This is a genomic window from Streptomyces venezuelae ATCC 10712 (assembly GCF_008639165.1).
Lineage (GTDB): Bacteria > Actinomycetota > Actinomycetes > Streptomycetales > Streptomycetaceae > Streptomyces > Streptomyces venezuelae.
In genome coordinates this window covers 3912896-3926181 of the sequence record NZ_CP029197.1, presented here as the reverse complement: position 1 = coordinate 3926181, position 13286 = coordinate 3912896, and the positions used below count along the sequence as shown (strand labels likewise).

The following is a 13286-nucleotide window of genomic DNA, read 5'->3' as shown; positions in this document are numbered from 1 at the left end:
CTCCGGGTCCCGGTCCCGGTGCCCGGGAAGAGCCTCCACACGACCATGCCTCAGGCCTGGCGGCGGACCTCCACCACCCGGAAGCGGTTGGAGACGAAGGCGCCGTCGCACAGGGCGGCGTTCGCCGCCGGGTTGCCGCCCGAGCCGTGGAAGTCGGAGAACGCGGCCGTCTGATTCACGTAGACCCCGCCCGTGAGGTTCAGCGAGAGCTGGGCCGACTCCTCCAGGCAGACCTCCTCCACCGCACGCTCGACGTCCGCCGACGTGGTGTACGCCCCGACCGTCATCGCGCCCTTCTCCCGGACCGTGCGCCGCAGCAGCTCCAGGGCGTCCTCGGTGGAGTCCACCGAGACGGCGAAGGAGACCGGGCCGAAGCACTCGGAGAAGTACGCGGCCTCGGCGTCCGGCTTCGAGCCGTCCAGCTTCACGATCACCGGCGTGCGCACCACGGCGTCCGGGTACTCCGGGTGGGCCACCTCGCGGGAGGCGAGCGCCACCTCGCCGAGACCGGCGGCGGCTTCGAGACGTGCCTTCACGTCCGGGTTCACCAGGGCGCCGAGCAGTCCGTTCGCCCGGGCGTCGTCGCCCAGCAGACCGCCGACCGCGGTGGCGAGGTCGGCGACGACCTCGTCGTACGACTTGGGGCCCTGGTCGGTGCCGATGCCGTCGCGCGGGATCAGCAGGTTCTGCGGGGTGGTGCACATCTGGCCGCTGTACAGGGACAGGGAGAAGGCCAGGTTGGCCAGCATGCCCTTGTAGTCGCCGGTCGAGTCGACCACGACCGTGTTGACCCCGGCCTTCTCCGTGTAGACCTGCGCCTGGCGGGCGTTGGCCTCCAGCCAGTCGCCGAAGGCGGTCGAGCCGGTGTAGTCGATGATCCGGATCTCGGGGCGCACGGCGAGGGTCTTGGCGATGCCCTCGCCCGGCCGCTCGACGGCCAGCGCGACCAGGTTCGGGTCGAAGCCCGCCTCCGCGAGCACCTCACGGGCGACGCGCACGGTGAGCGCGAGCGGGAGCACCGCGCGCGGGTGCGGCTTGACCAGGACCGGGTTGCCGGTGGCGAGGGAGGCGAACAGGCCCGGGTAGCCGTTCCAGGTGGGGAAGGTGTTGCAGCCGATGACCAGGGCGATGCCGCGGCCGACCGGGGTGAACTCCTTGCTCAGCTCCAGCGGGTCCCGCTTGCCCTGCGGCTTGGACCAGCCGGCCCGCCCGGCGGGGGTGCGGGTCTGCTCCGCGTACGCGTAGGCCACGGCCTCCAGGCCGCGGTCCTGGGCGTGCGGGCCGCCGGCCTGGAACGCCATCATGAACGCCTGGCCGCTGGTGTGCATCACGGCGTGGGCGAATTCGTGGGTACGTGCGGAGATCCGGGCCAGGATCTCCAGGCAGACCAGGGCGCGGGTCTCGGCCCCGGCGTCGCGCCAGGCGCCCATGCCCGCGCGCATCGCGGGGAGCAGGACGTCGATGTCGGCGTGCGGGTACTCGATGCCGAGCGCCGGGCCGTACGGCGAGGTCTCGCCGCCGGTCCAGCCGTCCGTGCCGGGCTGGTCGAGCTCGAAGCGGGTGTTCAGCAGGGACTGGTGGGCGGCGAGACCGGCCGCCGCGTCGAGCGAGCCGTCCGCCCCGTAGGCCTTCGGGTGCTCGGGGTACGGCGACCAGTAGGCACGGGTCCGGATGGTGTCGAGCGCCTGGTCGAGCGTGGACCGGTGCTTCTCGGCCAGACGGTCGGTGGTCAGCTGAGCGGTGGCCATGGATGGACCAACTCCTCGTCGAGCTGGGCAGGGAGACGCGTACGGAGTTAGAGTAACCGAACGATCGGTCGGGACAAGGGGGCCTGTCGATCCTGTGGAAAACCCATCGGGGAGGATCACTCCTATGAGCGCCAACGTGACCGTCAGGGGGAGCGACGACGTGACCGCCAGTGAGCCTGCCGCCGCCGTGGAAGCCGCAGAAGCCATAGGAGCCGGGACCGTGGAAGCCGCGGAAGCCGGGACCGTGGAAGCCGTGGAAGCCCCCGCCGGGGGGACGGCCGGACCGATCGGGCCGGACCGTACCGTCGCCGTCGTCGGCACCGGCACCATGGGCCAGGGAATCGCCCAGGTCGCGCTGGTCGCCGGCCACCCCGTGCGCCTCTACGACAGCGCCCCCGGCCGCGCCGAGGAGGCCGTGGCCGCGCTCACCGCCCGCCTCGACCGGCTCGTCGAGAAGGGCCGCCTGGACGCCACCGCCCGTACGGCCGCCGTCGGCCGCCTGCACGCGGCCCGGGAGCTCGCCGAGCTCGCCGACGCGGCCCTGGTCGTCGAGGCGATCGTCGAGCTGCTGCCGGTCAAGCAGCAGCTCTTCACCGACCTGGAGAAGGTCGTCGGCGACGACACCGTCCTCGCCACCAACACCTCCTCCCTCTCCGTCACCGCCATCGCCGGAGGCCTGCGGCTGCCGGGTCGGTTCGTCGGACTGCACTTCTTCAACCCGGCGCCGCTGCTCCCGCTCGTCGAGGTCGTCAGCGGCTTCGCCACCGAGCAGGACGTCGCCACGCGCGCGTACGAGACGATGCGGGGCTGGGGCAAGACGCCGGTGCGCTGCGCCGACACCCCCGGCTTCATCGTCAACCGCGTCGCCCGCCCCTTCTACGCCGAGGCGCTGCGGGTCTTCGAGGAGGGCGCGGCCGACCCGGCCACCATCGACGCGGCCCTGCGCGAGTGCGGCGGCTTCAGGATGGGCCCCTTCGAGCTGACCGACCTCATCGGGCAGGACGTCAACGAGGCCGTCACCCGCTCCGTCTGGGAGTCCTTCTACCAGGACCCCAAGTTCACGCCCTCGCTCGCGCAGCGCCGGCTCGTGGAGTCGGGCCGCCTCGGCCGCAAGACGGGCCAGGGCTGGTTCTCGTACGCGGAGGGCGCCGAGCGGCCCGAGCCGCACACGGCGCCGGCGGCGAAGGCGCCCGAGCGGATCGTCGTCCGGGGCGACCTCGGCCCGGCCGCGCCGCTGCTGGGGCTCTTCGAGGAGGCCGGGATCACGGTCCGGCGCAAGAAGGGCGGCGGCTTCATCGAGCTGCCGAACGGCGGCAGGCTCTGTCTCGCCGACGGCGAGTCCTCCTTCGAGTACCCCAAGCAGGACATCGTCTACTTCGACCTCGCGTTCGACTACGCCGCCGCGACCCGGATCGTGCTGTCGGCCCGCGAGGACATCGATCCCGAGGTCCTCGCCGAGGCGGTGGGGCTCTTCCAGGCGCTCGGCAAGCAGGTGTCCGTGATCGGCGACGTGCCCGGCATGATCGTCGCGCGGACGGTCGCCATGCTGGCCGACCTCGCGGTCGACACGGTCGACCGGGGGGTCGCGACCGCAGAGGACGTGGACACGGCGATGCGGCTCGGGGTGAACTACCCGGCCGGACCGCTGGAGTGGGCCGGAAAGGTCGGTCACCAGCGCGTGTGCGACCTCCTCGGGGAACTGCACGCGCGGTACCCGAGCGGCCGGTACGCGCCGGCGCTCGGTCTCGTGCGCCGGGGATACGCCGAGGACGCGGAGGACTCGCGATGACCACCGTGAAGCGCGACACCTACACGCCCGAGACCCTGCTCTCGGTCGCCGTGCGGGTCTTCAACGAGCGCGGCTACGACGGCACGTCCATGGAGCACCTCTCCAAGGCGGCCGGGATCTCCAAGTCGTCGATCTACCACCACGTGTCCGGCAAGGAGGAGCTGCTGCGGCGGGCGGTCAGCCGGGCGCTCGACGGGCTCTTCGCGATCCTCGACGAGCCGGGCGCCGGGCGCGGCCGGGCCGTCGAGCGGGTCGAGTACGTCACCCGGCGGACCGTCGAGGTCCTCATCGCGGAGCTGCCGTACGTGACGCTGCTGCTGCGGGTGCGGGGCAACACGGGCACCGAGCGGTGGGCCATGGAGCGGCGGCGCGAGTTCGACCACCGGGTGGCCGAGCTGCTCAGGGCGGCCGCCGATGAGGGCGACCTGCGGGCCGATGTGGACATCCGGCTCGCGACCCGGCTCCTCTTCGGCATGATCAACTCGCTGGTGGAGTGGTACCGCCCGCACCCGGACGCGACGACGGAGCGCGAGCAGCTCGCGGAGACCGTCGCCCACCTGGCCTTCGACGGCCTCAGGACGGCCCGCTGAGGGCCGTCCCGTGCGATCCGCGCGGGGCCCGGTGTCGTCAGGCGTGTGGGTCCGTGTTGAGGTCCGTCTCCTCGAAGACCAGCAGTGTGCGTGTGGACAGCACCTCCGGGATCGCCTGGATCCGGGTCAGCACCAGCTCGCGCAGCGTCCGGTTGTCCGGTGTGTGCACCAGCAGCAGGACGTCGAAGTCGCCGCTGACCAGCGCGATGTGTGTGGCGCCCGGCAGGGCTCCGAGCTGCTCGCGGACCGTGCGCCAGGAGTTCTGGACGATCTTGAGCGTGATGTAGGCGGAGGCGCCGTGCCCCGCCCGCTCGTGGTTGACGCGGGCGCTGAATCCGCGGATCACCCCGTCGTCGATGAGCCGGTTGATGCGCGCGTACGCATTGGCCCGGGAGACGTGCACCCGCTCGGCCACGGAGCGCACCGAGGCGCGGCCGTCCGTCTGGAGCAACCGCAGGATGTCCCGGTCGATCGCGTCCAGCGGGCGCGGTGGGAGCGCGCCCGTCGGCGTGCCGACCGGGGCGCTCAGGGCCTCCTCCGGCACCGCCCCGCCGACGCCGCCGAGGGCGTCGCCCGCGGCCGCGCCCGTGCCGTCGCCCGGAGCCTCGCTCCGGTCGACGGCCATTTGTTCATCCGCCATGTCCCCCCGCCTTCCTTCGGTGGACGACCTGCACACATCCCAGGCTGTGGAGAACCGTTTGTCCACAGGCTGGAGGTGCCTGTAGCCAAAATGCCTCCACGACCGAACAATCGGTAGGTGAGGCGCGCCACACTCGCGCCACCCGCCTTCGGGTCTTATGCCCGCTCCCATGAGGAGGTGGACTCGTTGCAACAGCGCAGTTCGACAGTCCAAGAGCCGCCCGGTGCCGTCCCGACCTACCGGCCCACCCCGCCGCCGGCGTGGCAGCCGCGTACCGACCCCACCCCGCTGCTGCCCGACACCGAGCCGCTGCGCGTGCTCGGCACGGACGCCGTGGCCGACGCCGACCCCGCGCTGCTGCTCCGGCTCTACGCGGAGCTGATCCGCGGCCGCCGGTACAACACGCAGGCCACCGCCCTCACCAAGCAGGGCCGGCTCGCCGTGTACCCGTCCACCCACGGCCAGGAGGCGTGCGAGATCGCCGCCGCCCTGGCCCTGGAGGAGCGGGACTGGCTCTTCCCCTCGTACCGGGACACCCTCGCGGCCGTCGCCCGCGGCCTCGACCCCGTGCAGGCCCTGACCCTGCTGCGCGGCGACTGGCACACCGGCTACGACCCGCACGAGTACCGCATCGCCCCGCTCTGCACCCCGCTGGCCACCCAGCTCCCGCACGCGGTGGGCCTCGCCCACGCCGCCCGCCTCAAGGGCGACGACGTGGTGGCCCTGGCCATGGTCGGCGACGGCGGCACCAGCGAGGGCGACTTCCACGAGGCGCTGAACTTCGCGGCCGTCTGGCAGGCCCCCGTGGTCTTCCTCGTGCAGAACAACGGCTTCGCGATCTCCGTACCGCTCGCCAAGCAGACCGCCGCCCCCTCCCTGGCCCACAAGGCCGTCGGATACGGGATGCCCGGCCGGCTCGTCGACGGCAACGACGCCATAGCCGTCCACCAGGTGCTGACCGAGGCCGTGGCCCGCGCGCGGCGCGGCGGCGGCCCCACCCTGGTCGAGGCCGTCACCTACCGGATCGACGCCCACACCAACGCCGACGACGCCACCCGCTACCGCGCGGCCGGCGAGGTCGAGACCTGGCGGGCGCACGACCCGATCCTGATCCTCGAACGGGAACTGACCGAGCGCGGCCTGCTCGACGAGGACGGCAGGCGCGCGGCGGCGGAGGCCGCCGAGACGATGGCCGCGGAGCTGCGCGAGCGGATGAACGCCGACCCGGTGCTCGACCCGATGGACCTCTTCTCCCACGTGTACGCGGAGCAGACCACGCAGCTGCGGGAGCAGGCGGCGCAGCTGCGTGCCGAGCTCGAAGCCGAGGGTGAGGCGTGATGACGACCGCGACGACCGGTCCCGCGGCCGCCAAGGCCGGCGGCGGCGCCGGGAAGGCCAAGCCCGCGACGATGGCGCAGGCGCTCCAGCGCGCGATGCGCGACGCGATGGCCGAGGACCCGACCGTCCATGTGATGGGTGAGGACGTCGGCACCCTCGGCGGGGTCTTCCGGGTCACCGACGGGCTCGCCAAGGAGTTCGGCGAGGACCGCTGCACGGACACCCCGCTGGCCGAGGCGGGCATCCTCGGCGCGGCCGTCGGCATGGCCATGTACGGCCTGCGGCCGGTCGTCGAGATGCAGTTCGACGCCTTCGCCTACCCGGCGTTCGAGCAGCTGATCTCCCATGTCGCCCGGATGCGGAACCGCACCCGCGGCGCGATGCCGATGCCGATCGTCATCCGCGTCCCGTACGGCGGCGGGATCGGCGGCGTCGAGCACCACAGCGACTCCTCCGAGGCCTACTACACGGCCACCCCCGGCCTCCACGTGGTCACCCCGGCCACCGTCGAGGACGCCTACGGGCTGCTGCGCGCGGCCATCGCCTCCGACGACCCGGTGGTCTTCCTGGAGCCCAAGCGGCTCTACTGGTCCAAGTCCGACTGGTCCCCCGAGGCGCCCGCGGCCGTGGAGCCCATCGGCAAGGCCGTCGTACGGCGGCGGGGCACCGGCGCCACCCTGATCACCTACGGTCCCTCCGTGCCCGTCTGTCTGGAGGCGGCCGAGGCCGCCCAGGCCGAGGGCTGGGACCTGGAGGTCGTCGACCTGCGCTCGCTCGTGCCGTTCGACGACGAGACCGTCTGCGCCTCGGTGCGCCGCACCGGCCGCGCGGTCGTCGTCCACGAGTCGACCGGCTTCGGCGGCCCCGGCGCGGAGATCGCCGCGCGCGTGACCGAGCGCTGCTTCCACCACCTGGAGGCGCCGGTGCTGCGGGTCGCGGGCTTCGACATCCCGTACCCGCCGCCGATGCTGGAGCGCCACCATCTGCCGGGCGTGGACCGGGTCCTGGACGCGGTCGCGCGACTGCAGTGGGAGGCGGGAAGCTGATGGCCCAGGTGCTCGAGTTCAAGCTGCCCGACCTCGGTGAGGGGCTCACCGAGGCGGAGATCGTCCGCTGGCTGGTCAGCGTCGGCGACGTCGTCGCCATCGACCAGCCGGTCGTCGAGGTCGAGACGGCCAAGGCCATGGTCGAGGTGCCCTGCCCGTACGGCGGGGTCGTCACCGCCCGGTACGGCGAGGAGGGCACCGAACTGCCCGTCGGCGCCCCGCTCCTGACGGTCGCCGTGGGCGGCGGCGCGGGCGTGGAGCCCGAGACCTCCGCCCCGGCCGCCCAGAGCGCCCCGGCCGCCCAGGACGCTCCGGCGTCCCCGGCCGCCGCCGCTCCTCAGGGTGACGCCGCGTCGGCCGTCTCGTCGGAGTACTCGGGCAACGTGCTCGTCGGGTACGGCACGGCGGGTCCGGCCGCCCGGCGCCGCCGGGTGCGGCACGCGAGCCCGGCCGTGGCGCAGGCGTCCACCGCCGTCGCCGCACCGCCCGCGCCGGTGGCCGCGCCCGCTCCCGCGCCGGTCTCGGCTCCGGCCTCCGCACCGGCCGTCGTGGCCGGGGGCGGGCACGAGGGGCCGGTACCGGTCATCTCGCCACTCGTCCGCAAGCTGGCAAGGGACCGTGGGCTCGACCTGCGCGAGGTCCGCGGCTCGGGTCCCGAGGGCCTGATCCTGCGGGCCGACGTCGAGCTGGCGCTCGCCGCCCTGGAGCGCCCGGTCGCCGCGCCGGCGCCGACGGTCGGCTCCGCCCCCGCGGCGGGTTCTGTCGCGGCGCCCGTCGCCGTGTCCGCTTCCTCGGCCGCCGGTGAGCGGATTCCGCTGCGCGGGGTCCGGGGTGCCGTGGCGGACAAGCTCTCCCGCAGCCGTACCGAGATCCCGGACGCGACCTGCTGGGTCGACGCCGACGCGACCGAACTCATGGCCGCGCGGGCCGCGATGAACGGAGCCGGCGGCCCGAAGATCTCGCTGCTCGCGCTCCTCGCCCGGATCTGTGTCCACGCCCTGGCCCGGTTCCCCGAGCTCAACTCCACCGTGGACACCGCCGCCCGGGAGATCGTCCGGCTGCCGGGCGTGCACCTGGGCTTCGCCGCCCAGACGCCGCGCGGCCTGGTCGTTCCCGTGGTGAAGGACGCGGGGACGCGGACGGCCGAGTCGCTCACCGCAGAGTTCGCCCGGCTGACGGAGGCCGCCCGGCAGTCCGCGCTCACCCCCGCCGATCTGACCGGCGGCACGTTCACCCTGAACAACTACGGGGTGTTCGGGGTCGACGGGTCCACGCCGATCATCAACCACCCCGAGGCCGCGATGCTCGGCGTCGGCCGGATCATCCCCAAGCCCTGGGTGCACCAGGGCGAACTGGCGGTGCGTCAAGTGGTGCAGCTGTCGCTCACCTTCGACCACCGGGTCTGCGACGGCGGTACGGCGGGCGGGTTCCTGCGGTACGTGGCGGACTGCGTCGAGCAGCCGGCGGTCCTGCTCCGTACGCTCTGACGCCCCGCCCGACACCCTGCTCGACGCCCCGGCCGACGCTCCGCCCGACGCCCTGGCCGGTGCGTCGCCCCTTCGGCGGGACCCTTGCGGTCCCGCCGGAGGACGGGCGGACCATACTGCTGGGGTGACCATCGCACACGACGCCGTCGTACTCGCCGGAGGCGCCGCCCAGCGTCTCGGCGGTGCCGACAAGCCCGGTGTACGGGTCGGCGGCCGGGCGCTCCTCGACCGGGTCCTCGCGGCCTGCCGCGGCGCGGGCCGGACCGTGGTCGTCGGCGATCCTCGCCCGACCGTCCGCCCCGTCCACTGGACCAGGGAGGACCCGCCGGGCGGCGGGCCGCTCGCCGCGCTCGGCGCCGGCGTGGCGGAGACCCGTGCCGATGTCCTGCTCGTCCTCTCCGCCGACCTGCCGTTCCTCGACGAGGACACCGTCCGGCGGCTCCTAGCGGCGCTCGCCGACGACCCCGGCGCCGAGGCCGCGCTCCTCACCGACGCCGGGGGACGCGACCAGCCGCTCGTCGCCGCCTACCGGAGCGGCCCGCTGCGCCGCGGCCTGGACGAGCTGAGCCGGGCGCACGGCGGCCTCACCGGCCTGCCCCTGCGGTTCCTCGCGGGGAACCTGCACCTCACCCGGGTCGCCGCCGGGCCGCTCGCCTCCTTCGACTGCGACACCTGGGAGGACATCGCCACGGCCCGGGCCCGCATCAGGGAGCATGGGACCGTGCTGGACGAATGGATCACCGCAGTCAAGGACGAACTGGGCATCGAGCTGGACGTCGACACCGGCGTGCTGCTCGATCTGGCCCGTGACGCCGCCCATGGGGTGGCCCGCCCCGCCGCTCCCCTGACCACCTTCCTGGTCGGATACGCGGCGGCCCGCGCGGGCGAGGGCGGACCGGAGGCGGTCGCCGAGGCCGCCCGCAAGGCCGCGGCGCTGGCCCAGCGCTGGGCCGCCGAGCAGGACGAGGCCGGATGAGCCTGAAGGAGCCCCTCCCGGTGGCCCCGCACCCCGCCCCCGACGCGCCCGCAGAGCAGCCGCACCGCGCCACCGCCTGGGCGGAGGCGCGGGCCGCCGCCGTGCGGGCGGGGACCTTCGCGCGGGCCGGCCGGGCGCCGCTCGGCGTACCGCTCGCGCGGGCGCTCGGCCAGGTCCTCGCCGAGCCGCTCGTGGCCCTCACCGATCTGCCGCCCTTCGACACCTCCGCCATGGACGGCTGGGCGGTCGCCGGGCCCGGGCCCTGGACCGTGCGCGAGGGCCTCGACATCCTCGCCGGGCAGGCGCCCGGCGCCCCCACGGCCGACGGCGAGGCCGTCCGGATCGCCACCGGCGCCCGCGTCCCGGAAGGCACGACCGCCGTCCTGCGGACCGAGCACTCCCGGACGGACCGCACCGCCCCCGGCGACGCCGTGCTGCGCGCCCTGCGCGAGGTGGTGGCGGGGCAGGACATCCGGCCCCGGGGCCAGGAGTGCCGCTCCGGTGACGAGCTGCTGCCCGCAGGCACCCGGGTCACCCCCGCCGTGCTCGGTCTCGCCGCGGCCGCCGGATACGACGAGTTGCCCGTACCGCCGCGTCCCCGGGTGGAGATCCTGGTCCTCGGCGACGAGCTGCTCACCTCCGGCCTCCCTCACGAGGGGCTGATCCGTGACGCCCTCGGCCCGATGCTCGGCCCCTGGCTGACGGCGCTCGGCGCCGACGTCCTCGCCACCCGGCGGATCGGGGACGACGCCGAGGTGCTGTACGCGGCCGTCGCCGGTTCCGCCGCCGATCTGGTCCTGACGACCGGCGGGACCGCCGCCGGGCCCGTCGACCACGTCCACGGCGTGCTCCACAGGGCCGGCGCCACGCTCCTGGTCGACGGGGTGAAGGTCCGGCCGGGGCATCCGATGCTGCTCGCCCGCCTCGGTGCCGGACCCGCGCGGCCCGGTCACGTCCGCCATCTCGTCGGCCTCCCCGGCAACCCCCTCGCCGCCGTCTCCGGCCTCCTCACCCTGGCCGCACCGCTCCTCAAGGCGCTGTCCGACGACCGGCCGCTGTCCGACGACCGGCCGCTGTCCGACGACCGGCCGCTGTCCGACGACCGGCCGACGTCCGACGAGCGGAACGAGCCTTCCGCCCCGCCCCGGATGCCCGTACGCGACGAGGTGCAGGGGCATCCGTACGACACCCGGCTCGTCCCGGTGGTGCGCCGTGGCGGATGGGCCGTGCCCCTGCGTTACCACGGACCGGCCATGCTCCGTGGCATCGCCGCCGCCGACGGCCTGGCCGTCGTCCCGCCCGGCGGCGCCCGCCCCGGGCAGGAGCTGGACATCCTCGACCTTCCCTGGCCGACGGCCGACGGGGCCGCATCGGTCCAAGGAGCGTGTTTCACGTGAAACTTCCCAGCCGTGACGTGATGGCCCGCCACGCGGACGAGCGCATCTCGGGCCCGCAGATCAGGCTGCCCCGGCAGGTCGTCCAACGGCCGCTGCGGCAGGTCGGCAGGCGGCTGCTCATGGCCCTCGCCGTGCTGGTCGTGACCGTCGTCATCGTCTATGTCGACCGCGACGGCTACCACGACAACGCCAACGAGACGGTCGACTTCCTCGACTGCGTCTACTACGCGACCGTGACGCTCTCCACCACGGGATACGGCGACATCGTCCCGTACAGCGACTCGGCGCGGCTCGCCAACATCCTGCTGGTCACGCCGTTGCGCGTGCTGTTTCTGATCATCCTGGTCGGCACCACTCTGGAGGTCCTCACCGAGCGGACCCGCGAGGAGTTCCGGCTGAACCGCTGGAGGTCCACCTTGCGCGACCACACCGTCATCATCGGCTTCGGAACCAAGGGGCGGTCCGCGATCCAGACGCTCTGCGCGACCGGGCTGAGCAAGGAACAGATCGTCATCGTCGATCCCTCCACCAAGGTGATCGAGACGGCGAACGCGGACGGCTTCGTCGGCGTCGTCGGCGACGCGACCCGCAGTGACGTGCTGCTCCGCGCCGAGGTGCAGCGCGCCCGGCAGATCGTCATCGCCACCCAGCGCGACGACACCGCCGTCCTGGTCACCCTCACCGCCCGCCAGCTCAACCGGGGCGCGAAGATCGTCGCCGCGGTCCGCGAGGAGGAGAACGCCCCGCTGCTGCGCCAGTCCGGCGCGGACGCGGTCATCACCAGCGCCAGTGCCGCCGGGCGGCTGCTCGGCCTCTCCGTCCTCAGCCCCAGCGCGGGCACGGTCATGGAGGACCTGATCCAGCAGGGCTCAGGACTCGACCTGGTCGAACGCCCGGTGACCAAGAGCGAGGTCGGCAAGAGCGTGCGGGAGACCGGCGACCTCGTGGTGAGCGTGCTGCGCGGCCATCGGCTGCTCGGTTACGACGACCCCGCGGCCAGCCCCCTCCAGCTCACCGACCGGGTGATCACGATCGTGCGCGCCGCGCCGGTCACCCCGCTCACCACGCCGCCGGAGGACTGAGCCCCGGGCGGGCCGCCGGGAGTAGCCTCGCCGCCATGTATGCGATCACGATTCCGGAACCCGGCGGCCCCGAGGCCCTCGTCTGGGCCCAGGTGCCCGATCCCGTACCCGGCGAGGGCGAGGTCCTCGTCGAGGTGGTGGCCAGCGCCGTCAACCGTGCCGACGTACTCCAGCGGCAGGGCTTCTACGACCCGCCGCCGGGCAGCTCCCCGTACCCCGGTCTGGAGTGCGCGGGCCGGATCGCCGCCCTCGGCCCTGGGGTGTCCGGCTGGGCCGTCGGCGACGAGGTGTGCGCGCTGCTCACCGGCGGCGGCTACGCGGAGAAGGTCGTCGTCCCGGCGGGCCAGCTCCTCCCCGTCCCCGAGGGCATCGACCTGGCCACGGCCGCGGCGCTTCCCGAGGTCGTCTGCACGGTCTGGTCCAACGTGTTCATGATCGCCCACCTGCGGCCCGGCGAGACGCTGCTCGTGCACGGCGGGGCGAGCGGGATCGGCACGATGGCGATCCAGCTGGCCAAGGCGGTCGGGGCGCGGGTCGCGGTCACCGCCGGAGGCCCCGAGAAGCTGGCGCGCTGTGCCGAGCTCGGCGCGGACATCCTCATCGACTACCGCGAGCAGGACTTCGTCGAGGAGCTGGCCAAGGCGACGGACGGGGCCGGCGCGGACGTCATCCTGGACATCGTCGGCGCGAAGTACCTGGAGCGGAACGTGAAGGCGCTGGCCGTGAGCGGCCGGCTGGTCGTCATCGGTCTCCAGGGCGGGGTCAAGGGCGAGTTGAACCTCGGGGCGCTGCTCGCCAAGCGCGCGGCCGTCATGGCGACGACGCTGCGGGCGCGTCCGGTGGACGAGAAGGCGGCGATCGTCGCCGCCGTCCGGGAGCACGTCTGGCCGCTGATCGCCGCGGGCACGGTCCGGCCGGTGGTCGACCGGACGCTGCCGCTGGCGGACGCGGCCGAGGGGCACCGGGCGCTGGAGTCCGGCACCCACGTCGGCAAGGTCCTGCTCCTCGCGCCCCAGAGCTGAAACGGGGACGGCGTCCGCCCCCACCGGAGCTGAGCCGGGGACGCCGTTCCTCCACACCGGAGCTGAGCCGGGGACGGCGTCCCCCCCCCGCCCCGGAGCGGAGTCGGCCTGCTGCGCGTGAGGGGCCGGGCACAAGGTGTGCCCGGCCCCTCACGCGTACGTCTTCCTCTC

The 13286-nt window shown here is 74.1% G+C and carries 11 protein-coding genes; 9 read left to right on the top strand and 2 right to left on the bottom strand.

Features of this window, described 5'->3' with window-relative positions:
- Positions 1–50 precede the first annotated feature (50 nt).
- Positions 51–1748, bottom strand: a complete 1698-nt coding sequence (paaN, locus tag DEJ43_RS17955; protein WP_015034810.1) for a phenylacetic acid degradation protein PaaN — start codon at positions 1746–1748, stop codon at positions 51–53.
- Between the two features lie 124 nt (positions 1749–1872).
- Between paaN and DEJ43_RS17950 the strand changes: the two genes are divergently transcribed.
- Both DEJ43_RS17950 and DEJ43_RS17945 read left to right on the top strand, forming a co-directional pair.
- Positions 1873–3537, top strand: a complete 1665-nt coding sequence (locus DEJ43_RS17950) for a 3-hydroxyacyl-CoA dehydrogenase (protein ID WP_078508684.1) — start codon at positions 1873–1875, stop codon at positions 3535–3537.
- Complete coding sequence (locus DEJ43_RS17945; protein WP_015034808.1) at positions 3534–4127, top strand: TetR/AcrR family transcriptional regulator; 594 nt, start codon at positions 3534–3536, stop codon at positions 4125–4127. The genes DEJ43_RS17950 and DEJ43_RS17945 overlap by 4 nt, the downstream gene beginning before the upstream one ends.
- A 37-nt stretch (positions 4128–4164) precedes the next feature.
- Here DEJ43_RS17945 and DEJ43_RS17940 read toward each other — a convergent pair whose 3' ends face one another.
- On the bottom strand, positions 4165–4767 hold the full coding sequence (locus DEJ43_RS17940; RefSeq protein ID WP_015034807.1) for an Lrp/AsnC family transcriptional regulator: 603 nt from the start codon (positions 4765–4767) through the stop codon (positions 4165–4167).
- 177 nt (positions 4768–4944) lie between these two features.
- Between DEJ43_RS17940 and pdhA the strand changes: the two genes are divergently transcribed.
- The 7 genes from pdhA to DEJ43_RS17905 all read left to right on the top strand — a co-directional run bounded on the left by pdhA (position 4945) and on the right by DEJ43_RS17905 (position 13115).
- Positions 4945–6105, top strand: coding sequence for a pyruvate dehydrogenase (acetyl-transferring) E1 component subunit alpha (gene pdhA / locus DEJ43_RS17935; protein WP_015034806.1), 1161 nt, complete (start codon positions 4945–4947; stop codon positions 6103–6105).
- Entirely contained in the window at positions 6105–7151 is a 1047-nt protein-coding gene (locus tag DEJ43_RS17930) for an alpha-ketoacid dehydrogenase subunit beta (RefSeq protein WP_015034805.1), read from the top strand. The genes pdhA and DEJ43_RS17930 overlap by 1 nt, the downstream gene beginning before the upstream one ends.
- The gene (locus DEJ43_RS17925) at positions 7151–8638 is read left to right on the top strand and encodes a dihydrolipoamide acetyltransferase family protein (RefSeq protein ID WP_015034804.1); all 1488 of its coding nucleotides are present in this window, start codon (positions 7151–7153) and stop codon (positions 8636–8638) included. Before DEJ43_RS17930 ends, DEJ43_RS17925 begins: the two co-directional genes overlap by 1 nt.
- A 124-nt stretch (positions 8639–8762) precedes the next feature.
- Positions 8763–9614 (top strand): NTP transferase domain-containing protein, encoded by an 852-nt coding sequence (locus DEJ43_RS17920; protein WP_015034803.1) that lies wholly within the window; start codon positions 8763–8765, stop codon positions 9612–9614.
- A complete protein-coding gene (locus DEJ43_RS17915; protein WP_411572322.1) occupies positions 9584–11011 on the top strand; it encodes a molybdopterin molybdotransferase MoeA in 1428 nt (475 codons plus the stop codon). Before DEJ43_RS17920 ends, DEJ43_RS17915 begins: the two co-directional genes overlap by 31 nt.
- A 20-nt stretch (positions 11012–11031) precedes the next feature.
- Positions 11032–12093: a potassium channel family protein gene (locus DEJ43_RS17910; protein ID WP_041662631.1), complete on the top strand. Its 1062-nt coding sequence runs from the start codon at positions 11032–11034 to the stop codon at positions 12091–12093.
- Between the two features lie 35 nt (positions 12094–12128).
- Positions 12129–13115, top strand: a complete 987-nt coding sequence (locus DEJ43_RS17905; protein ID WP_071891381.1) for an NAD(P)H-quinone oxidoreductase — start codon at positions 12129–12131, stop codon at positions 13113–13115.
- The last annotated feature ends 171 nt before the right edge of the window (positions 13116–13286 follow it).